Origin of the sequence: Alcanivorax sp. (assembly GCF_040119285.1) — a bacterium.
Classification (GTDB): domain Bacteria; phylum Pseudomonadota; class Gammaproteobacteria; order Pseudomonadales; family Alcanivoracaceae; genus Alcanivorax.
In genome coordinates, this window is sequence record NZ_JBEDTY010000002.1 from 36,564 (window position 1) to 58,852 (window position 22,289).

General features: G+C 56.6%; 16 protein-coding genes. 7 read left to right on the forward strand and 9 right to left on the reverse strand.

Annotated features, from left to right (window positions below):
* Positions 1 to 39: 39 nt before the first annotated feature.
* From sat to ABNH10_RS00195, 3 genes are all read left to right on the forward strand, one after another.
* Positions 40 to 1,245 (forward strand): sulfate adenylyltransferase, encoded by a 1,206-nt coding sequence (gene sat, locus ABNH10_RS00185; RefSeq protein WP_349384201.1) that lies wholly within the window; start codon positions 40 to 42, stop codon positions 1,243 to 1,245.
* A gap of 468 nt (positions 1,246 to 1,713) precedes the next feature.
* On the forward strand, positions 1,714 to 2,619 hold the full coding sequence (locus tag ABNH10_RS00190; RefSeq protein ID WP_349384202.1) for an aspartyl/asparaginyl beta-hydroxylase domain-containing protein: 906 nt from the start codon (positions 1,714 to 1,716) through the stop codon (positions 2,617 to 2,619).
* Between the two features lie 437 nt (positions 2,620 to 3,056).
* On the forward strand, positions 3,057 to 3,731 hold the full coding sequence (locus ABNH10_RS00195; protein ID WP_349384203.1) for a hypothetical protein: 675 nt from the start codon (positions 3,057 to 3,059) through the stop codon (positions 3,729 to 3,731).
* Positions 3,732 to 3,819: 88 nt separating this feature from the next.
* Here ABNH10_RS00195 and ABNH10_RS00200 read toward each other — a convergent pair whose 3' ends face one another.
* Positions 3,820 to 5,199: a DEAD/DEAH box helicase gene (locus ABNH10_RS00200; RefSeq protein WP_349384204.1), complete on the reverse strand. Its 1,380-nt coding sequence runs from the start codon at positions 5,197 to 5,199 to the stop codon at positions 3,820 to 3,822.
* 323 nt (positions 5,200 to 5,522) lie between these two features.
* On the opposite strand from ABNH10_RS00200, the gene ABNH10_RS00205 reads away from it, so the two are divergent.
* A complete protein-coding gene (locus tag ABNH10_RS00205; RefSeq protein ID WP_349384205.1) occupies positions 5,523 to 5,957 on the forward strand; it encodes an MgtC/SapB family protein in 435 nt (144 codons plus the stop codon).
* A gap of 81 nt (positions 5,958 to 6,038) precedes the next feature.
* On the opposite strand, the gene recQ is transcribed toward ABNH10_RS00205, so the two are convergent.
* On the reverse strand, positions 6,039 to 8,180 hold the full coding sequence (gene recQ / locus ABNH10_RS00210) for a DNA helicase RecQ (protein WP_349384206.1): 2,142 nt from the start codon (positions 8,178 to 8,180) through the stop codon (positions 6,039 to 6,041).
* 97 nt (positions 8,181 to 8,277) lie between these two features.
* On the opposite strand from recQ, the gene chrA reads away from it, so the two are divergent.
* On the forward strand, positions 8,278 to 9,420 hold the full coding sequence (gene chrA, locus ABNH10_RS00215; RefSeq protein WP_349384207.1) for a chromate efflux transporter: 1,143 nt from the start codon (positions 8,278 to 8,280) through the stop codon (positions 9,418 to 9,420).
* Between the two features lie 145 nt (positions 9,421 to 9,565).
* Here the strand turns inward: chrA and ABNH10_RS00220 are convergent, their stop codons facing one another.
* A complete protein-coding gene (locus ABNH10_RS00220) occupies positions 9,566 to 10,312 on the reverse strand; it encodes a ParA family protein (protein ID WP_349384208.1) in 747 nt (248 codons plus the stop codon).
* 486 nt (positions 10,313 to 10,798) lie between these two features.
* Here ABNH10_RS00220 and ABNH10_RS00225 point away from each other — a divergent pair, with 486 nt between their 5' ends.
* A complete protein-coding gene (locus tag ABNH10_RS00225; protein WP_349384209.1) occupies positions 10,799 to 11,836 on the forward strand; it encodes a DUF4062 domain-containing protein in 1,038 nt (345 codons plus the stop codon).
* Positions 11,837 to 11,971: 135 nt separating this feature from the next.
* Here the strand turns inward: ABNH10_RS00225 and ABNH10_RS00230 are convergent, their stop codons facing one another.
* On the reverse strand, positions 11,972 to 13,690 hold the full coding sequence (locus ABNH10_RS00230) for a proline--tRNA ligase (protein WP_349384210.1): 1,719 nt from the start codon (positions 13,688 to 13,690) through the stop codon (positions 11,972 to 11,974).
* 148 nt (positions 13,691 to 13,838) lie between these two features.
* On the opposite strand from ABNH10_RS00230, the gene ABNH10_RS00235 reads away from it, so the two are divergent.
* The gene (locus ABNH10_RS00235; protein ID WP_349384211.1) at positions 13,839 to 14,246 is read left to right on the forward strand and encodes a PaaI family thioesterase; all 408 of its coding nucleotides are present in this window, start codon (positions 13,839 to 13,841) and stop codon (positions 14,244 to 14,246) included.
* Positions 14,247 to 14,350: 104 nt separating this feature from the next.
* Here ABNH10_RS00235 and ABNH10_RS00240 read toward each other — a convergent pair whose 3' ends face one another.
* The 5 genes from ABNH10_RS00240 to ABNH10_RS00260 form a co-directional block, all read right to left on the reverse strand.
* Positions 14,351 to 17,848, reverse strand: coding sequence for a translocation/assembly module TamB domain-containing protein (locus ABNH10_RS00240; protein ID WP_349384212.1), 3,498 nt, complete (start codon positions 17,846 to 17,848; stop codon positions 14,351 to 14,353).
* Positions 17,845 to 19,605 carry an autotransporter assembly complex protein TamA gene (locus ABNH10_RS00245; RefSeq protein ID WP_349384213.1) on the reverse strand — a complete coding sequence of 587 codons (1,761 nt, stop codon included), beginning with the start codon at positions 19,603 to 19,605 and terminating at the stop codon, positions 17,845 to 17,847. The genes ABNH10_RS00240 and ABNH10_RS00245 overlap by 4 nt, the downstream gene beginning before the upstream one ends.
* Positions 19,606 to 19,673: 68 nt before the next feature.
* Positions 19,674 to 20,327 carry a response regulator transcription factor gene (locus ABNH10_RS00250; protein ID WP_349384214.1) on the reverse strand — a complete coding sequence of 218 codons (654 nt, stop codon included), beginning with the start codon at positions 20,325 to 20,327 and terminating at the stop codon, positions 19,674 to 19,676.
* Positions 20,324 to 21,526, reverse strand: a complete 1,203-nt coding sequence (locus ABNH10_RS00255; RefSeq protein WP_349384215.1) for a sensor histidine kinase — start codon at positions 21,524 to 21,526, stop codon at positions 20,324 to 20,326. Before ABNH10_RS00255 ends, ABNH10_RS00250 begins: the two co-directional genes overlap by 4 nt.
* A 135-nt stretch (positions 21,527 to 21,661) precedes the next feature.
* Positions 21,662 to 22,279 carry a class I SAM-dependent methyltransferase gene (locus tag ABNH10_RS00260; protein WP_349384216.1) on the reverse strand — a complete coding sequence of 206 codons (618 nt, stop codon included), beginning with the start codon at positions 22,277 to 22,279 and terminating at the stop codon, positions 21,662 to 21,664.
* Positions 22,280 to 22,289: the final 10 nt, after the last annotated feature.

Below are 22,289 nucleotides of genomic sequence, written 5' to 3' on the forward strand. Positions count from 1 at the left end.
ACATGCATACCCCTTTGATTAAGCATTTGGAGTGAATAGATGGTCGCTTTGGTCAAGCCGCATGGTGCGGACACATTAACCCCTCTGTACGTCGCCGATGAAGCTGCCCGCGTTGCCTTGCAGCATGAGGCGGAGTCCCTGCCGTCGGTGGTGATCAGTTCGGCAGCTGCCGCCAATGCGGTGATGATGGGGGCCGGTTATTTCACCCCACTGTCCGGTTACATGAACAAGGCGGATATGCTCTCAGTGGCTGAAAACCTGACCACTGCCGATGGCCTGTTCTGGCCGGTGCCGATCGTTAATATGCTGAAGGATATCAGCGCCATTGAAGGCGCCAAGCGTATTGCCCTGCGCGACCCGAATGTGGATGGGCAGCCGGTGATTGCGGTGATGGACGTGGCAGCGATAGAAGATGCCTCTGACGCGGAACTGGAAGCGGTGGCTGAGCAGGTCTTCGCCACCAACGACAAGCAGCACCCGGGCGTGGCGAATTTCCTGGCTGCAGGCAATTTTATTGTTTCCGGCGACATCCAGGTGTTGAACTACTCTTACTTTGCTGACGACTTCCCTGACACTTTCCGCACCGCGGTGTCCATCCGCAATGAGTTCGTTGAGCGCGGTTGGAATAATGTCGTTGCCTTCCAGACCCGTAACCCGATGCATCGCGCCCATGAAGAACTGTGCCGTATGGCCCAGGAAGCACTGAACGCCGATGGCATCCTGATTCACATGTTGCTGGGTAAATTGAAGAAGGGTGATATTCCGGCTGAGGTACGCGATGCCTCCATCCGCAAAATGGTGGATGTGTATTTCCCGGCCAATACCGTGATGATTACCGGTTACGGTTTTGACATGTTGTACGCCGGGCCGCGTGAAGCTGTCCTGCATGCGGTATTCCGCCAGAACTGCGGTTGCAGCCATTTGATTGTTGGCCGTGATCATGCCGGTGTGGGTGATTATTACGGCGCCTTCGACGCACAAACCATCTTCCAGGAGAAAGTGCCAGCGGGTGCACTGGACATTAAAATCTTCGAAGCTGACCACACCGCCTATTCGAAAAAGCTCGATCGCGTGGTGATGATGCGTGATGTGCCTGATCACACCAAAGACGATTTTGTTTTGCTGTCAGGCACCAAAGTGCGTGAGATGCTGGGCCAGGGCATTGCCCCGCCGCCGGAATTCTCGCGCCCCGAAGTGGCCCAGATTCTGATGGATTATTACCAGGCGTTGGACGCCGAGAAGTAATCGACTCTGAGCGCATCTGCGCTGGGCAGTCATAAGGAAAAAGCCTCTTTGCAGAGGCTTTTTCTGTTTCTGGGTGGCAGCGGTTAGACAGGGTAAAGGGGAAATAAGGGACGCCCACCCATTGCGGGGGATGCTGTGAATTTATGAGTGCCCCGTAATGAGTGCTGAGGAAAGGAAATTCCGTTCATATTATTCCTTCTAATCTGCGGATCAGCATCAGGCAATAGGTGAGCATTAATCACCAAGCTTACGCGCTGGCTAGAAGGCTTCAGGCGGTAATCTGTAAAGAAAGCAACACGGTTATAGTGGCTGTATTTCTCGTGAAAGAGACAATAGACCAGTGGGGCCGTTTGCCAGAGCAATGGCGCTGCTTGGTGGGTATTATGCCGGTTTTGCGCCGAGATTTGCTTTAAGATCACCTTCGTCGATTTCGGGCAGCAGGTCTGCCCAGAGCCTAGGGAAAAACGAATGACTGTGATTCTGGCCTGCCTGCTGATGTATGCCGGCTGTATTATTTTTATCCGGATGCGTAATCGCGAGCCGTTTGGCTTGAAGCGCCAGTTGTCAGATTTCTCCACCTTTATGGTGCCGTTCAATATTCCCGCCTATTTACTGTCCAAGGTGCCAACAACACCGCGTATCGACTTGTCGCATCTGCCGGAACTTCAACTGATTGAAGATAATTGGGAAACCATTCGTGATGAGGCTGTGGCGCTATACCACGGCGGCTTGATTACGGCCAAGGACGACCTGCCGGCGAGCAGCTTCTACAAAGATAACCGTTGGACTAGCTTCTATTTGAAGGTGTACGACAATAAGCTTCCCTCCGCCTACAATTTAGCACCTAAAACCATGGCGCTGCTGGAGCAGATTCCGACGCTCAATATCGCCTTGTTCGCGGTGCTGATGCCGGGCAAGAAGCTTAATCGACACCATGATCCTTTTGCTTACACCTTGCGATACTCCATGGGGTTGAGTACACCAAACGATGAAAGCTGCGGGTTGACGGTGAACGAAAAGGATTACATCTGGCGTGATGGCGACAGTATCATCTTTGATGAAACCTATATCCATTCCGCTTGGAACCGTACCGAGACGCCTCGCATTATTTTGATGACGGACGTGGACCGGCCTATGAAAATCAAATGGGTGCAGAAGAGCTATTGGCTCTTCGGCTGGTTCTTTAATCGTTTGTTCATGATCGATAACGTGGATAGCAGCCATACGGGTATTGGCAACAAATTGGGCAAGGGGGTGTTGGCTTACAAGGCGTTCCTTAAGTCCGTGAAAAGAAAGAACAAGCCGTTCTATGTGACAGCCAAATGGATAGTGGTGCTGGCGGTGCTGGGCAGTATCGGTTACCGGTTGGTGTAAGGAAGGGGGGCTCCCAAGGCCATACCCGAAAGATCAAAAATAGAACAGCAATAGTAACAGTGATAAGCGTTTTTATTGCCTGTGTGGTCGATATACTGGGATTGATGACACAGGTGCGTCTCGGTGCCGTTGCTTATCTTGAGGTGGCCGGGGCTTTTCCCGCCTTTTTACGTCTAAGTGACTGATTCAGGTGCAGGCTCTGCTAGGGGGCCTATTATCACTGGTGTGGGGCAACATTCGAACAGGTATATCGGGGCGGATCGGCACTTTGATATTCGGTTACACATAACCCCCGTTAGCCCTATAGACGTATAGCCTTTGTTATTCCGGCCTGATCGGCGTTTCCCCTGCGTCCATGGCCCCGTTATTATGGCCAACTTGATCGGGCGCCCATCGGGCGGCCTAGGCACACAGACCTGCAAAGCAAGGACCTAACAATGCAAAACGTGGTGGCGATTTCCGCAAACCCGGCGCTGGTGAACAGCACAGAAGATTTTATTCATGCGGTTGAAAACGATCGCAAAGACAGCGCAGAAAAGTTTATTGAGATGGTGGACCACCTGACCGATCGTGTTATCAGCCTGCTTCTTTTGGAGCCGGCCAACAGGACAGAGCTTTCTGGTGGCCAGAAAAAAGTGATCGATTTTGCCGTTTCTACGGGGAGTAAAGCGTCCAGCATGCTGACTCGCCAGATTTTTAAAAAAATCACTAGCAAGGAATTTGCTCCGGTATTGGCCAATGTAAAGGCGATGTACTGGCCGGCCGGTGACGATAACAACAACCAGGCGTATATGACGTTTGCGGTAGATGATGATTTTGCCGAGCGCTTTCGCAAGGCCACTGAACTGTGTGCCGCGGGTAAAGGGACCGAAGAGGTGTCGCTGGTAATCCGTGCCATGAACGATGTGTCGGATAAGGTGATTGATGAAGTTTTTGTCGCCAATACCAAGGAAGTGAAGGTGGGGTTTGTGTCCCAGAAAGCCTTGAATGTAGGGGTGGACGGTAGCCGCAAAGCGATGCATGCGGTGAACAATAAGGTCTTGAAAGACCTGGGTGATACCGATCTAAAGGCCTATATGGAGCAGTATCAGAGCCTGTTGCGCCAGCGTTAAGGTTTGGCGAAAGTACAAAAAACGGGGCCTGCAGGCCCCGTTTTTGTTCGGCATCAGCTGCCGGGCGTTATGCGTATAGCCACGGCATTTAGGCCTTGTTGCCATTGGCGGGGCGGTTGCCTGGGGGGCGGCGGCGGCGTTGTCCATTTCCGGCGGGTTTGGCGCCATGGCTACTATTGCCGCCATTACCGTTCTGGTTTCCCTTGCTGCCCTGCTGGGCGCGTTGGCCGTTACCGGAGGGCTGGCCGTTGCGGTTCCTGCCTGCGGAAGCAGGTTTCGGCTTTTTGGGGCGCTTGCTCTTGGGGGGAAGGGGCGCGCGGCCGGTCGGTAAGGGTTCGCCTGGTTCAAAGCCCGCTACAATTTTGCGTTCCAGCTGCTGCTGGGTCAGGCGTTCAATGTCTTTGAGCTGCTGGAATTCGTCGGCACTGACCAGAGAGATGGCTTGGCCGGTGGCGCCGGCCCGGCCAGTACGGCCGATGCGGTGCACGTAATCTTCGGGAACATTGGGCAGATCCACATTGACGACCTGAGGCAGCTGCTCGATATCCAAGCCACGGGCGGCGATATCCGTGGCGACCAGGGCGCGGACTTTGCCACTCTTGAAATCAGCCAGTGCTCGGGTACGGGCATTCTGGCTCTTGTTGCCGTGGATGGCCGCCGCTTCGATACCGTTGGCTTCCAGTTGCTTGGCCAGTTTATTGGCCCCGTGTTTGGTGCGGCTGAAGACCAATACCTGGAACCAGCCATTTTCTTGAATCAGATGGGTAAGCAAAGCGGGTTTGCTTTTTTTGTCCACTGGGGCAATCCACTGTGTCACCAGTTCGGTAGTGGTATTGCGTGGGCTAATATCCACTTCCACCGGGTCGTTGACCAGACCTTTGGCCAGCGCACGAATTTCCGGCGAGAAGGTGGCAGAGAACATCAAGTTCTGCCGTTTGGGCGGCAGCTTCGCAAGGATTTTGCGGATGTCGTGGATAAAGCCCATATCCAACATACGGTCGGCTTCATCCAGAATAAGTACTTCCAAGTGATCAAACTTCACCGCGTTCTGCTGGTACAGGTCCAGCAGGCGCCCCGGAGTTGCCACCAGCACATCGCAACCGCCACGCAAGCGTTGCATTTGTGGATTGATCTTCACACCACCGAATACCACGGTGGACGTCAGGGGCAGGTTCTTGCCGTAGGTGGCCACACTCTCTGCTACCTGGGCGGCCAATTCGCGGGTCGGCGTGAGTACCAGAGCCCGGACCTGGTTATTGCGGGCGGGTGAGCCCGTGCGCAGGCGCTCCAGAAGCGGCAACGTAAAGCCGGCGGTTTTGCCGGTACCGGTCTGGGCGGCGGCCATCACATCACGGCCAGAGAGTACGGCGGGAATGGCCTGAGCCTGAATAGGAGAAGGGGTGTCGTAGCCACGTTCAGCGACGGCCGCTTGCAGGGCATCACACAGCCCGAGATCTGAAAAATGCATGAAGTTGGGAGGATCAGCTGGAAAAGGGCGGCAAGCCTAACTGATCCGGGCGGCGAACACGAGTAATGCTTGGTAAAGCCGATGATCGGGTTAAGCCGTCAAATGGTTGGCATCTTCTCCCGTATAGATTCTTCCTGTTCCCTTTTTCCTTCCCCTCTGTTTATTCTCTGTACTGACGTTAGCGTGATCCGGTAGGGGTTTTTTGCTGTATTGGTATAAGTTTTTGTTTATATCGGCGCCATCATCACAGTGCTAAAACAGCGTTATTAAGTGCAAAGAATGCTTTTCGAGCTGGCCGGAACCGAATAGGGCAGGAGAGCAACATGGAGGAACTGGATTGGGCACAGGTGGGCACTCATCTCATTCAGTTGAGTATGGCCTTTGTGTTGGCGCTGCCGGTGGCCTGGAACCGGGAGCTGAAGGCCCGTGGCGCGGGCTTGCGAACCTTTCCGTTAGTATCGATAGCCGCCTGTGGCTATATGTTGGTGGGGATGCAGGTGTATACCGGTTCCGATGCGGAGGCGCGCGTTATGTACGGTATTATTACCGGCATGGGCTTTATTGGGGGCGGGGCGATTCTCAAGGATGGCGCCAATGTTAGCGGAACCGCCACGGCGGCAAGCCTGTGGAATACCGGTGCAATCGGTATTTCGGTGGCCTACAGCCGCTACGAGATTGCCCTGGTGCTATCGTTGATCAACTTCCTGATTCTGCAGTTTTCGCGTTCGTTTAAAAGAGACACGGAAGAAAGAGAGTGAAAAAACCATTTTAGAACAGACGGTTGACTGACAGGACTCAGAGATCGTTGAGGAAAAGACGGTGTTTTTGCGCAGGGAGGTTTAGCCCTGCGCCAGAATGGCTTGACGTACACAATGAAGAACGCCAGTGGGCCAGTCATCGGCTAGTTGTTCTTTGATCTGGCGGTAGCTGAACGTGTCTTCGGCCAAGTTAGCCTGGCTAAGCAAGGCATCTTGAATGATACCGATTTCTACGTCGCTAAGGCCCAACGCTTGTTCCAGCGACAACTTACCGCTCACAATTAGTTTGCTCAATTCTCGGTAGATGGTCTGTTCGTTCACGTTCTGTTGTCGGGCAATGGCGGGCGGATCCATGTTGGCCAGGGCCAGGGTAAGAATGTCGTTGCTGTCGGGGCCGGCAGCGTCTGCCGCGCCGTTGTCATTACCCTCTGCGTGGCCATTCAGGACAGCTAGAAAGTCGTCACTGTAACGGTCCAGCTTGCGATCGCCCACCCCGCTTACGGCGGAAAATTCCCGATGGTTACGGGGCCGAATGGCGAGCATGTCCATCAGGGTGGCGTCGTGGAACACCACGTAGGGTGGCACGCCTTCTTCTTCTGCCAACCGTTTGCGACAGGCGCGCAGCGCTTCCCAGAGTGTGCGGTCGGCCTCTGCCACGTTGGATTGGCTTTTGCGCAGGCCCGCTTTCTTCGCTTTGGCGATTTCCTTGCGCAGGTGCAGGGGCTGCTCGCCGCGCAAATAAGGGCGGCAAGCATCGGTGAGCTGGAGAGCCCCGTAACCATTCATGTCCACGGTGAGAAGCCCACGGGCCACCAGTTGACGGTAGATGCTGCGCCACTGGGTAGCGCTGAATTCGTTACCGATGTTCCAGGTGGACACATGGTCGTGGCCGGCGCTGGCGACTTTGTCCGAGCGGTTGCCGGTAAGGACGTCGATCAAATGGTTGACGCCAAACCGTTGCCCGGTGCGATACACACAGCTTAGGGCCTTTTGAGCCGCCTCGGTGGCGTCGAAGGTTTCCGGTGGGTGCAGGCAGGTGTCGCAGTTGCCGCAGGATTTTTCCAGGCTTTCGCCAAAATAATGCAGCAGGGCCTGACGGCGGCAGTGGGTGATTTCACATAGCCCTAGCATGCTTTCCAAACGTTGGTTTTCATTGCGCTTGTGTTGCTCGTTGCCGCTGCCCTGGGCGAGCATCTGTTTTAATTTGATGGCATCTTCCAGTCCATAGGCCATCCAGGCGGTGGCCGGATTACCGTCGCGGCCGGCGCGGCCAGTTTCCTGATAATAGGACTCGATGCTTTTGGGTAAATCCAGATGTGCCACAAAGCGTACATCGGGCTTGTCGATACCCATGCCAAAAGCAATCGTTGCCACCATGACGATGCCGTCTTCGCGCAAAAAACGCTGCTGATGTTTTTCCCGCATGGGGCCAGACAGCCCGGCGTGGTAAGGCAGAGCATTGATGCTTTGCTGACATAACCATTCAGCCACCCGGTCCACCTTGTTACGTGACAGGCAGTAGACGATGCCGGCTTCGCCGGCGTGTTCTGAGCGCAGCAGGCGCAGTAGCTGGTTGCGGGCGCCGTCCTTGCGTTCGATGCGGTACTGGATATTGGGGCGATCAAAGCTGGAGACAAAATGCCGTGCCTGGGTCAGGTCCAACCGTTCAGCAATTTCCGTGCGGGTGCGCTGGTCCGCGGTGGCGGTCAGTGCAATGCGCGGCACATCAGGAAATTCCCGGTGCAGCAAGGATAACTGCAGATAGTCGTTGCGGAAGTCATGGCCCCATTGGGAGACGCAGTGGGCTTCATCAATGGCAAACAGGGCAATCTCAGCTTGTTTCAGTAGCGCCAGGGTGCGTGGTTGTATTAGCCGCTCCGGGGCGATGTAGAGCATATCCAACTCACCCTGCAGCAGGGCGCTTTCCAGCGCCCGAGCCTGATCCTGCGCCAGGGTGGAGTTAAGAAAGGCCGCTCTTACCCCTAACGCTTTGAGGGCATCCACCTGGTCTTGCATCAGTGCAATCAATGGGCTGATCACTACACCGGTGCCTGCGCGCACCAGTGCGGGAATCTGGTAGCAAAGAGACTTGCCGCCGCCGGTGGGCATGAGCACCAAGGCGTCGTCACCTTGTATCAGGGTATCGATAACGGTCTGTTGTTCACCACGGAACTGATGATAGCCGAAGACATGTTCGAGCACGGAGTGGGCATTGGATTGCATGGTCGGGAGTATACCTGCACGGCGGAAACGATGACATCCGACTGACACTACGGTGTGGTAGCGTTTTGAGTATTGTTAACAGGTGTGAGTGCAGTTAATGACCGATATTTTTCGGCAGTTTTTGGTGTTGGGTGTGATCAGTTTTGGCGGGCCGGCGGCGCATGTGGGCTATTTCCATCAGCGTTTCGTGGTGCAACTGCAGTGGCTGAATGAGGAGGATTTTGCGGGCTTGTTGGCGCTCACCCAGTTTCTGCCGGGGCCGGCATCCAGCCAGTTGGGCTTTGCCATTGGCCGGTTACGGGGTGGGGTGGCTGGCGCTTTTGTGGCGTTTATCGGCTTTACGCTCCCGTCTTTTCTATTGATGGGGTTGCTGGCCCTTTATGCCAACGCATTGCCGCTCTGGCTGCAGGGGGGGGTGATCAGCGGGCTTAAGTGGCTGGCGGTGGTCGTGGTCGCTGATGCGGTATGGAATATGGGGCGGCGCTTCTGTACCCATAAATTGACCCGGTGTTTGGCAATGGTGGTGGCGTTACTGTTAATCGGTTGGCCTACCCTCTACGGGCAAGTGATCGCGTTGCTGTTAGCGGCGGTTGTGGGGTGGCGTTGGTTGCGTCCGGGGCTAGCCGGCCCAGCTGTGGGCAAGCCCGTGCTACGGCTGCGTCCTTTGGTGCTGTTTGGGCTGTTAGCGGTGGCGGCGCTGTTAACTGACGGACCGTTGCTGGCGCTGTGGAATGATTTCTTCACCGCCGGCGCCTTGGTTTTCGGCGGCGGCCATGTGGTTCTCCCCTTGCTGCAGGAATTGGTGGGCTCACGGCTGAGCCCGGATGCATTCCTCACCGGCTACGCCGCCGCGCAAGCGGTGCCCGGGCCGATGTTCTCATTGGCCTCCTACTTAGGGGCTGTGTTATTGCCGGCTAGCCCGTGGTGGGGCGCATTGATAGCCACCCTGGCCATTTTTTTGCCCGGTTTCTTACTGGTGTTGGGGTTGATGGACGCTTGGCAGTGGTTGTCTTCTCGTCCTGCACTAGCCGGGGCGGTGGCGGGCATCAATGCGGCAGTGGTTGGGTTGCTGTTGGCGGCGCTTTATCAGCCTGTGTTTGTTTCCGCGGTGCATGATGTTTGGGATCTGTTGGCGGTGTTGACTGGTTTATTGTTGCTGTACAGCGGCAAGGTGCCGCTATGGGGGATGGTGCTGTGCATGACGATGCTGGGCGTGCTGGCACAGACCATGCTGAACTAAGCTTTTTCCTGGCGCCACATTGGCGCCCTTGGGAACCGTGCTCGGAGCCACCAAGTAGGGCGGGGCTCGCTGTGGTTCTCTATTCAATGCCATCAGGAAATTGGCGGGGTTCGCCTCTCATGAAAAGTACTCCTGCCTAGAGAGGTTATAATTTCAGTTTTCCCGCAATCTCGAACCACATGGCGCGGAACGCTTGGGCGCTTGGGGTGTAGGGAGCGAACTCGCCGACAGGGGCTTTGTGGTCGCCCATTTGCTCCACGTGGGTGGAGTAGGGTATCCAGATTTTCAGTCCGTCCTTCATTGCTTTGGGGCGTTTCACCAGCATTTCCACGTGTAGATCCCGGTGGCGATCCACCATGTTGAAAAACGGCACCACGGTCAGGTTCTTGTAGTTTTTGCTGTCTAGCCAGTCGAGGACCTGCTGGAAGGCGCGCACTGACAGGTGGGTGGGGATGACCGGGACAAACAGATAATCCACGGCAGCAAAGATGCTTTCCGCCACTGGGCTCAAGGTGGGGGGGCAATCCAGAATCACCAGTTCGTAACTTTCTCCTAGCGGAGCAATCAACTGCTTCAGGCGATTTTTGGCGCCGCCATTTTCGACCAATTTGATATCCGCATTGCGCATGGAAAGGTCGGCAGGAATCGCATCCAGGTTGGCCCAACGGGTTTCCTTTTTAAGCCGGCCAATGGGTTGTTTGCCCTTGATCAGATTAGCGGCTTTGTAACCATCGCCATCGTCCACGCCCAAGTAGAAGCTGGCGGCCCCCTGAGGGTCCAGGTCCCAGAGCAAGGTACGGTGTTTCCAGCGTGCAGCATGCCAGGCCACGTTGACTGCGGTGGTGGTTTTACCTACGCCCCCTTTCAGGTTGTAAAAGGCAATGGTTTGCATGACGTCCCTTTCCTGTAAGCTTTGAGAGTGGATTGCTAGCAGGCTACGCAAATCCCTTTGTATGTGCTGCGTGGCCTAAATGAGGGTGCAGTTGTTGTGTTTTTCCGTGGCAGACAGGGTGACCCCTTTCCTAACAAAAAAATGCAGCAACTGCGCCCTTCCGTTGGCCCGTACTCGTTGTTGCCTTTTCACTATGGATGGACTACACCATCTAAAGGGCGCCGAAAGTGCGAGCCAGTCTGAAAACAGAGTACGCAATGGGTTTTTCAACAACCGGTTAAGGCTCCTGCCGGCCATTATAGCGGCCCCGAACGTGGTGCAGGCAGCGCTCAGGCTAGCATGAACTGGGCAAATGTCCCATGTTGCGTCTGTGCTAGGCTTTTGGGCCATAGGGTGGCTTGTGATCAAGGCAGTCAGGCGCTTTAATAGCCGTCCACCGACACGGTCCAGCAGGCCGGAACAACAAAGAATGAGGTCTCGATCAGGGTGAGCGCGACAGTCAACAAACGCTATCAGGTTTTCATCAGCGCCACGTTTCCCGATATGCAGGGAGCGCGCCAGGCGCTGATGCTGCCCATGCTGGCCCATGGCCTGATCCCCACCGGGCTGGACAGCTCTGCTGCAGACGGTAATGCTCTGTTGCCGGTGATCCAAAGGCTGATCGAAACCAGCGATTATTTCATTCTGATTGTGGGAGGTCGCTATGGCACCTTGTCTCCCATGGGGCTTAGTGAGATCCATCGCGAGTACATCTTTGCGGCGACCAAGCGCAAACCGATTGTTGCCTTTATCCATGAAAACCCTTCTGCGCTGCCAGAGGCACAACGCGAACCTAGCCGTGAAGGGCAAGTGCGCCGGGATGATTTTGTTCGCCTGCTGGAAGAGAAGGTGACTTGTTATCGCTGGAGCACCGAAGCGGGCCTGAATGAGTTGGCGGGGACCGTTATCCCCACTCTCATGCGCGAGCATCATGCGGTGGGGTGGGTGCGTGCGGATCAGGCTGGCGAAGGTGGTAGCGCCGAGAGTGAAGCGCTGAAGGCGCGTATCGAGCTGCTGGAGAAAGAGCGGGAAGAGGCCCTTGGCCAGGCTCGTCCACCATTGAAAACCCTGGCCCGTGCCGGGGACCAGGTGGCGCTGGATTACTCCTGTAATGTTTATGAGGGCGGTGATTGCAAGCTGGCCATGGTGACTACCAGAATCAGCTGGGATCAGGCGTTTTCTTGTGTGGCACCACTGATGCTGAACCCGGCAGTTGAGCCGGTGTTGCAGAAGGCCCTGGAAGATTTTATTGGCCGTAAAGCGTTGGGGGATGTACAGGCAGATTTTCCCCGGGCTCATGCGGTACGCAACGTAGTACTGGCGGCTCATGCCTTTAATCAGGTGAAAATTCATCTGCGAGCACTGGGGCTGATTAACCGCTCCGCGGAAAAAGACAGCCGAGGCCTACCGCTCTGGCAACTGACGGCCCACGGCGACAATACCATGAGCCAGGTGATGGCGGTAAAGCGGAGCGTTAAGGTCTAGCGGATAATTGATAACGGCGCGAATGGGCCGTTGGTGATTCTCAAAAGCAAAGAGGCCGCGCCCATTCTATGGGCGCGGCCTCTTGCATTTCGACGAATGACTTACTGTCTTGCGACAGCTATCCATTTTTAATGATCAACTCATTCCCATCTTCTCTTTCAGGAACGCCACAATCCCGTCCATGGCCACCTCGGTCTTGTCCGCATCTCGGCGGCCCTTGTACTCGAGCACGCCGTTGTCCATGCCACGTTCAGCGATCACGATGCGATGGGGTATGCCCAGCAGTTCGGTGTCGGCCAGTTTCACGCCCAGGCGTTCTTTTTCTCGATCATCGAACAAGACTTCAATACCCATGGCGGTGAGTTCTGCGTAGAGCGTTTCCGCTAGTTCTCTCTCGCGGGGGCTCTTTTTGATGTTCACCGGCACCAGGGCTACCTGGAACGGTGCAATGGCTTCTGGCCAGATGATGCCCCGGTCGTCGTTGTTCTGTTCAATGGCAGCGGCGACTACGCGGGTGACGCCAATGCCGTAGCAGCCCATGGGCATGACCACCGATTTACCATTCTCATCCAGTACGGTGGCACCCAAGGCTTCGGAGTATTTGGTGCCCAGCTGGAAGATATGACCAACCTCAATACCGCGTTTGATGGTCAGCGTGCCGCTACCATCCGGGCTTGGGTCGCCGTTCACCACATTGCGCAGGTCAGCAATGTGCGGCAGCGCCACGTCACGCTCCCAGTTGATATTGAAATAGTGTTTGCCGTCTTCGTTGGCGCCGGCACCGAAGTCGCTCATCACCGCCACGCTGCGATCAGCGATAACCGTCAATGGCAGGTCTACGGGGCCGAGTGAACCGGGGCCTGCACCTACTGCTTTGCGAATCGCCTCTTCGCTGGCAAATTCCAGCGGTGTGGCGACGGCATCCAGTTTCTCGGCTTTAATATCGTTCAGTTCGTGATCACCGCGTACCAGCAATGCTACCAGCTGGCCTTCTTCCGCCCCTTTCACTACCAGCGTCTTGATGGTTTTCTCGATAGCCAGATCGAACTGGGTTACCAATTCTTCGATGGTTTTGGCATTGGGCGTATCGATTTTTTCCATGGCCGCCGCCGGGGCCGGGCGTTCGCTGGTGGGTGTCAACGCCTCCGCCAGTTCTACATTGGCCGCGTAATCGGAACCATCGGAAAAGGCGATATCATCCTCACCCGACTCGGCCAGCACATGGAATTCATGGCTGGCGGCCCCGCCGATGGCACCGGTATCGGCTTCTACCGGGCGGTAATCCAGGCCCAGGCGATCAAAGATGGCGCAGTAGGCGCGGTGCATGATCTGGTAGGTGTCTGCCAGGGAGTCCATATTGGTGTGGAAGGAGTAGGCGTCCTTCATGATGAATTCGCGAGAGCGCATGATGCCGAAACGCGGGCGAATTTCGTCACGGAATTTGGTTTGAATCTGGTAGAAATTGGCGGGGAGCTGTTTGTAGCTGTGCAGCTCATTGCGCACCATGTCGGTGATCACTTCTTCATGGGTGGGGCCCAGGCAGAAGGGATTGTTGTGCCGATCGGTAATACGCAGCAGTTCCGGGCCATAGGCCGGAGCGCGGCCGGACTCTTCCCACAGCTCCATGGGTTGCACCACTGGCATCAGCACCTCTTGAGCGCCTGCGCGGTCCATTTCCTCACGGATCACTTGCTCCACTTTGCGCAGTACCCGTAACCCGGATGGCAGCCAGGTATAAAGACCAGAGGCTAGTTTACGGACCATGCCAGCACGCAGCATCAGCTGGTGGCTGGTCACAACGGCGTCTGCCGGCGTTTCTTTAACAGTAGCAAGTAAATACTGGGAGGTGCGCATAAAAGGAAGTCTTCGGCCAGTTAATTCGATAAGCCCTCCATTCTATGGGCAAAGGACACCGCTAACCAGTCACCCGCGTTTTCCTGCACTGTGTTTATCTGTTCGGCTTTCGTATGCTTGGGCTCTCTGAGTTAATTGAGAAATAGATATGTTGAATGCGCAACAAGTGCAGGATCTGATTTACCAAGGCTTGCCGGCGGCTTCGCAAGAGGGGTTGCAGATCGAAGCGGTAGGGGAGCAAAGGGCGCGATTGCGCTCTCCGTTTCGACCTTCGACCCTGCGCCCCGGCGGTAGTATCTCAGGGCCCACCATGATGGGACTGGCCGATGCGGCCATGTACGCGACGATCTTGGCTGAGTTGGGCCAGGTGGAGATGGCCGTAACGCAGAACCTGAACATCAATTTTTTGTCACGCCCGGCGCCAGCGGATCTGATTGCTGAAGCGGTGATCTTGCGGTTGGGCCGGCGCGCTGCGGTATTGGAAGTACAGCTGTTCAGTGAGGGTAATGATGAAATGGTGGCTCACGTCACCGGGACCTACGCGCTGCCGCATTGAGTTACACTCTACGAAAAAAGATAGGACAAGGCGGAAAAGTGCGTGCCTTCTACAGGAGGCGTTATGCTTTCTGCCAGCTAGTAGTTCAGCGCTAGTCGCTGCTCTTACCTCAGTTCTTTCTCCCAGATCACATCGATGCTGTTAGCTTCGCTGCTGGAGCGTGCTTCCAGGTGCAAGCTTCGTGTCAGGGTGTAGCGCAAAATGACGGTGGAAATAGCGTCGAACAGGCCTACCGCATAGGTCAGATATAAGCGCTCTGAAAGTTGTTTGCCGAGCATCAGGGCAGCGTCATCGCTTTCCCAGTCGCTGCCAACGCTGATGTCATCCACCCCCAGTTTGTCGCCGATTTTCTCGGTGACACCACTGCCTCTTTCCAGTCCGTACAATGCCAATGCCTGGGCGATTTTATTGCCCTCGCTCTTGGAGCCGCTTTCTAATGGTCGTCCGGTGAGCAGGTAAGACATGGCTTGGCTTTGCTCCATGCTGGGGTCGGAAAACAGTGATGCATTCGGTTCTTGCAAGGTGCCACTCAATTGCACACCCACCACGACTCCCTCGCTGGGGATTTTGCGGATGGCGCGAATATCCAGGCCAGGGTTATCCGGCGGCCCTTGGAAAATCAGCTGGCCGTCGCTGATGGCCAGGTTCTGGCCGTAGGCCCGATAGCGCCCTTCGCGGATGATCAGCTCGCCATTGAGTTGCGGTGGACGCTGGGGTTTCTGCTCCACTTGCAGGGACCCTCCGAGCATGGCATCGAGCCCGAACCCTTTAAAATGCACCTTTTTTCCCAGTGTCAGGGTTACATCCACGGCCAGCGGGAGAGGAGTGGTGCTGTCCGCCTGCTGGTGCACCAGTACCTGGTCTTTGCTGACGGTGATGGCGCCTTCTGGAATTTCCACTGGGCTAATTTCGGCTTCAGGTATGGTCAAGGAGCCGCTTAGGTTCAGCCCTTCCAGTGAGCCTGTCAGAGTCAGATTCGGTGTTAACCAAATGCGAGCATCGGGCCGGTCGGCGGCGAGAAGACGGTCGCCGCTGAGGGTAAGCTGCATGGGGATATTCGGCTGGCTGGGATCCACAGCACCATTAAGTGCCACGATGCCCGATCCCATTTGCGCAGAACCGATGATATCCAGCTGGCCCTGGGGGTTACCCTGGATGGTTACCTGTACATCGGCTATATCCACACCGAGGAAGGGAATTAATGCTTGCCCGTTGTGCAGTGTGATAGCGCCGTTCATGACGGGTTGGCGGAGGCTGCCGGCGAGGGAAAAGTCGCCGTCGATGCTCCCTTTAACTTCACGGAGGTCGGCGGTGAACAGTTCCATAAAGGCCAGGCTGCTCAGATGAAAATCCACGTCGCCTTGCAACGTGGTGTCGAGCCCCAGCCCATGTTCCAGTTGTGCATGGGCATTGCCCAGCGCGGTGGTCAGGGTTAGCTCGCTGTTGACTCGTTGATTGGCCAGGTTGCCGTGCAGGCTTAGTTGTTTGATTTCCAGCGGAGGGGGCGCATCCGCCGCATTGATGGTGATATTGGCGTCCCGGGTTTGCAGGGCAAACTGACCTTCCGGATTGTCCAGCGGCCCCTGTACTGAAAGGTTCGCATCGACGGTGCCCTCCATCGACAGAGTGGGGCCGAGTAGGGTATTGATCAGGGCCAGGGGCAGGTCGGCCAAGCGGGCTTGTGCTTCCAGGTTGTTGGCGGCGCGGTTACCTTGCAGGCACAGGCGGCTGGGGAGCTGAACCAGGCAGAACGGACTCAAAGACTGAGACTGGGCCGATAGGCGCAAGGTGCTGTCGGTATCCTGTTGCCAGGTGCCGAGCTGAAGGTGTTGTAGCCGGGTGTCGGCAAGAATGCCTTGCCATGTGTTACTTGCGGCATTCATGCCCCCCTGCAAACGGGTGTTGAGTTCCACCGCATCGCGGCGGGCGCTAGCGGTGAGTCGGTGCTCGGCCCAAGTGCCGTCGGCACTGAGGGTAAAAGTGCCGACGTGTTCGGTGTTGGCCTGCGTTAGCTGATGACCGTTCAAGGTGAGTGACATCGATTCTGGTCGGGATGTCTGCGGTAGCCGTAATTGCGAAAACCGGCTTTGCATTTGACCCAGAGACCAGTCTTGCCAACTCAGGTTATTGCCAGTGAGCTGGCCGCTGAGGGCGGGGTCGCTGTAACGGCCCTGAAGCTGAATTTGCCCTGCCAGGTTGCCTGCCAGTCCGGGGTAGAGTTGTTCTAACTGTGTGAGGTTCAGCTCGCTGTGCAGTTGCCACTGTGGCCATACCTGGCCATTGGACTGAAACCGGTTATCGCCCCAGCGTCCTTTGCTGCGTAACTGCAGTTGTTGCTTATCGTTGGCGATCTGGCTTTGCACTGTACTGCTCAAAGATAACGGTTGTTGGCGAACGTTACCGCGCAGGGTGAGCTCACTGGGAGACAGGGACCAGCGGTCGCCGTCCCACTGTCCTTTGCTGTGGCCGTCGATGGCCAACTGGCCGGGGAGGAGTGGGTGCAGCAGGGCGGTATCCAGGTCGCCGCTCAGATCCAGATCCCAACTTAACGGACTAAACATGACTTGCCCGCGGCTGGCCAGCGTTTGCTCGCCGTCCTTGACGGTAAGATTGTGCAAGGTGACGCCGCCAGGTATCAGGGCGCTATCCAGAGTGATCGCCACGTTGTGCTCCCCACTGGCGAGGCCGGTTTGACCTTTCAGCTGCAGTGCGTCGAGTGGCCCATGGGTGTCCAACTCCCCTTTGCCCAGCGCCAGCGGTTGCGGCAGGGTTAGCGGCAATGCCTGAGCGGGCCAGCGGTGCTGCATGGCGATTTGCCATTGGCCATCTTTCAGCAGCCATTCCCCCTGGCTTTGCAGTTTCACCGGGCCGCTAAGCTGATGATGCACTTGGAGCTGGCTCAACGGGCCGGTCAGGGTCAGCTGGCCATTGGCCTGGCTGGCTTGCAGGGTATCGCTTTCGGGTAGCGGCAGTGTCCAGCTGGCGGTGCCTTGTACATCAAAGGGGGCGGTGAGCTTGCCCTGGGCGGTAGCCTTTACGTTGGCGTCGGCCAGGGTGTGGGTTTGCAGACGGGCGATCTGGAAGCGTCGCCAGGCTGCCAGGTTATCTGCTTCCAGCTGACGAATCAGGACGGCGTCGTTTAGCTGGAAGGTGTTTACGGTGAGTGCGTCGATGCGGATACCGAAAGGCAGTGACAGGCTATCCGGCAGGGAGGCCGGCTGTGACGGGGTAGCATCGGCGGGCGGTAAGGTAATGTGCAAGGTGCCCAGTGATAGCGATGTCAGTTCCAGCCAGCCTTTCAGCAGGGCGTGTGGTGCCAGCTCAGCGCTGAGCTGGTCCAGGCGGATATTGAGTTCCTCGTAGCGGTAGTCGATATGGTTCAGGGTGATGCCGCTGAGCAGGCTGCCATGCCATTCACCCAGAGTGAGTTCGCCGGGAATAAAGGGGGTGGCTTGTTCCAGTATCCAGCGGTTGCCGGTGGCGGTGCCCAGCAGCAAGGCCAGAGCCAGCAGGCAGAGCAACAACAGGCTGAGCAGTACCAGCAAGCCACGGGTCAGTATTTTACCCATGGCAAAGCCGAACAGGCGTTGGCGGCTGATCATAAGTCTGGCCCCATGCTCAGATGCACGCGCCAGTCACGGTGCTCATCCACGGCCCGGGCAAGATCCAGCCGGATGGGGCCCAGTGGGGAGCGCCAGCGAATACCCAGACCTGCACTATGCCGGGGTTCAAATTCATCGAATTCATTGAAGGCATTGCCGGCATCGGTGAACACGGCCAAGTGCCATTTTTCAGTAAGCGGATGGTCGTATTCCAGGCTGCCAGTGGCCTGGTTGCGCCCGCCGATGACCTCGCCATTGCTGTCTTCAGGGCCCAGAGATTCATAAGCGAAACCACGCACACTGGAGTCGCCGCCGGCGAAGAAGCGGATAGAGGCGGGGAGTTCGGTCACATCAGTAACTTCGGTGTAACCCAAGTCGGTACGCATCAGCATGCGCCCGCCCAGTAAGGGAAAGAGAATTTTTGCGCCACTGGTGAACTGAAAAAAGTCCGCGGTGGATGACAGACTCTGGGTAGCAAAACGCATGGCGGTGCTGAGACGCCAGCCGAAGGTTGGGTAGACCGGGTCGTCGGCTTTGACGCGGCTTAACTGGAATCCGGGTATCAACAATTCGGCTTGATCTACTTGGTCTGCGACCTGATAGGTCTCACGCAGCAACTCCAGAGAGGTGGTCGCTACCCAGTGATTTTCCAGCTCGATGATATAATCGGCCCCAGTGCTCCAGCGTTCGTTTTCGTTGCTGTCGGTGTTTTCGTTGATAAAACTGGTGTGCAGATCGAGCCGTTCATGGAGCGGGTCTTTGAGCGGAATCTGATAGCTCGCCCCGGCGCCCTGTTGCACTTCAGAGAGCTCGGTTTCTGCCCGGAAGCGGTGCCCTGCTTCGTTTACCCGGCGATTTTCCACGCCCAGCCTCACCCGTGGCCCGGTATCGGTACTGATGCCTATACCCGTGAGCAGCGACCAACGGTTACTGTCGGTGAGCGTAATGCTGACGGGAATCCGGCGGGTGGTGTCGTTGGGGTCACCTTTTTGTACCTGCACCGCGCTGAAATAGCCGGCGCCCAAAAATGCCTGCTGGGTTTGTAACATGCGACCACTGTCGTAGGGTTCGCCTTCCTGAAAACTTACATAGGCGTTGACCAGCGAACGCTCAAGCACGCTGCCGGTTAGGCTGATCTCGCCGAAGTGATAGCGCGGCCCGCTGTCCACATGAAGGGTGATGCTGGCGCGGTGTTGTTTTGTGTCCACTTCGAGGGTGTGCACTGTCAGTTCGCCCTGAACATAGCCGCGGCTGATCAGGTGCTGCTGCAGGTTTTTCTTCAGGTTGCTGTAGCGATCATGCTGAAGCCGTTGGCCGATGGCCAACTGGGCTTTTTCCAGCAGCTTGGAGAACGCCGGGTCCTGGGCTGCATCGCCAGTAATTTCCACTTGTAGGTGCTTGAGTATCACAGGGGGGCCAGTGTTGACATCCAGGGTGAAGCTGACGCAGCCGCTGTTTTCATCGGTGGACAGGTTTAGCTGGCTATCGTAATAACCCATAGCCTGTAATGCGCCGGTGCTGTTGGTAATGATATGCCGGCGAATCAGCCCATATTGGGCCTTGGGGGGGTGGCAGGGGTAACGTGAGAGATCGATCAGGGCCTGAATATTATGAGTCACCGCTTCGCTGGCGTTGCCGGTAATCTGTAGGCTCGGCGCGGTTTTGCTGAACGCGATGGCCGGCAACAGCATCAGTAGTATCAGGGCGATCGCCTTGCTCTGCCATTTGTGGTGTCGACGGTGCGCCAAGCTCTGCATCCCTGTTCGTGTCAGCCCACAGTGTAAGCCAAGGGTAGGGGTAACGAGAACTTTAACTACGAAGGCGATCAGCCTTGAGGTGTGGATTTATTGGCTGTACGGCTAGCGTGCTGCTCTGTTTGTTTTTCATGCGGAGCCTCTCTCTGAGAGTCTCGCAAATAGTCGCTGGCGCTGGGCCGCTTTTTCAACCGACGCTGCAGCGTGCGACGGTGAATGCCAAGGGCCTCTGCCGCGCGCGAGATATTGCCGTTGTGGACATCCAGGGTACGCTGGATATGTTCCCACTCCAGTCGTTGCAGTGACGGAGGGCTGTCGGGTAGAGGCAAGGTCTGGCTGGCAGGATCAGCATTAAGCGATTGCAGAATGTCGTTGGCACTCGCGGGCTTGGTCAAATAATTGTGGGCGCCACGGTGGGTGGCGGCGACGGCGGCGGCAATGCTGCCGTAGCCAGTGAGCAGAATCACCCGACAGAGGGGGTACTGCCGCCGAATCGGTTCGATTAGATCAAGACCGTTATCGTCTCCCAGATTTTGATCGAGTATGGCGCCGTCGGGTGGGGTTCCCTGTGTGTTGAGTTCAGTGATCAGAAGCAAAGCCTGTTCGCGACTGTGGGCGACATGAACCTGGACGCCGTGACGACCCAAAGCCCGAGCGGTTTGTTCAGCCAGTAGATCATCGTCTTCTACCAGCAGCAGATGACGGATGAGAATGGCGTTGCTCATGATTCAGCTCCAGGGTTATCGGTATGGGCCCAGTGAATTCGGGCCTGGGTCCAGCTATGACCAAAGTCCATTTCCAGCTCAGCACCAATGTGTGCCAAGGCGGAATACACCAAGGTCAACCCCATGCCGAGACCTTCGCGTTCTGAATCCGGGTGGGCCGGGCCATCGTCACTGAGTTGCACTCGGTATTGCGGAGAATGGTCGCTGACGATGATATCCAAGCGGGTGGCGCCTGCATCCATGGCGTTATAGCCCAGATTGCACAGTACCCGATACCAGTTCTGACTATCGGCCACAAGGGGATCTGCTTTCAAGGTATGGGTCACATTGAGAGTCGGGGCCAGGTGACGCAGGTGCTGTTGTAATTGCTGTATCAGCACGCTCAGCGGTAGCCCGGGTTCCAGCTGAGTTTCGTTGCCCTGTTTAAGACGGTTGGCCACGTTGCGGGCCAGATGATCTATTTGTTCCACTTCTGGGCGCAGGGAGTCGGGCATTTCGGGAGCATGGATAAGGTTATCGGCCAGCATGACCAAGGTGCCTAAAGGCGTGTTCAGCTCATGGGCCTGATCGGCCAAGGTCGCTGCCACCTGGTACATGTGCTCACGTCGACCGGCCAAATCCAAGGCTTGCTCCTGTTGCTTTTGTTGCTGGTGTATTAGCCGCTGAATCACTTGCCCGAGCACACTGAGCATGGCTAGTAGGGCGATAAAAACAGCCGCCATGCCGGTGCTGTGTAGACCGCTGAGTTGGTGGGTGAGAGCGTGTAGCGGACTGTTCATGGCGGGCATTTGGTACCAGCTCAATGACACCATGTACCCTGCTAAAGCCAGTAGCGCCACCAGTATGCCGCCGGCCATGGGTAAAGTCAGCGACGCCATCAGTGCGGGCACTAATAAATAAAAGGAAAGGGGGTTGCCGGCACCACCGAAGCCTTGAATCAAACCAGCAAACAAAATCGCGTCCATGGCCAATTCCAGCGTCAGCAACTGGCTGTGGCGCTGTAAAGGGGCCTTGCGGGTGAGTAGGGTGACTAGGTTGGGCAATAACAGCGCGCCCAGCCAGCCTAGCTCAGCCAGCTGATAGCCGCTGTGGCCGAAACGTTGCAGCACGATTAAGGCGAGGGTGATGGCCAGTACTAGCAGGCTGCGCAGCCAGATGAGGCGCAGGCGCCAGTTTAATAAGGGGGGGCGGTTATCCATGGCCGCTATTGTAACGGTAAAGTGGGCTCCAGAGGTGCGGCAGTTTGTCCCACTGAGGAGCGGTGCGAGTTAAAAGTTGAAACTCGAATTAACTGGCGTTCCAACTTTTAACGTTGAGCTTTTTGCAGAGGCTCTTCAAGGCCGCAGCAATCGCCCTTGGTATAGCTCGCCAGCAAAGGCAGGCAGTTTGGGGTGGCGATGTTGGCGGGCGGTGTCGGCCTGAAAGCCTGCGCGTTGGAAAATGCGAGCGGTATCACGGGTAAGCTGACAGCCGCAGGCTAGCGGTTTCCAGGCCGGGTTCAGGGTTTTCTGCAGGCGCTGAATCCAGGGACGTTCGCTGAGGACATGCTCTAGCGATAGCAGATGGCCGCCTGGTTTAAGGACGCGGAACGCTTCCTGCGCGGCCTGATTTGGATCCGGGATGGTGCAGAACACCAGGCAGGCAATCACGGTATCGAAGTGTTGATCAGGGTAGGGCAGTAGTTGGGCGTCGCCTTCCTGGATGTGGAAACGCTCCGGGGCGTCACACTGTTGCGCACTATCGCGGGCCATAGCAAGCAATCCGCTGGCGGGCTCGATGCCGTGAATTTCCGTGGCAGCAGGGCTGTAGAAAGGAAAATTGGCGCCTGTGCCGACGCCCAGTTCCAGAACCCGGCCAGTGGCTTGGGCGAGTAACTGTTGTCGGTCCCGGTAAACGGGGCGGGTAGCCCAATTCAGTAATACCGGGAACAGCTTGTCTTCATAAAGAGACATGGGGTTGCCT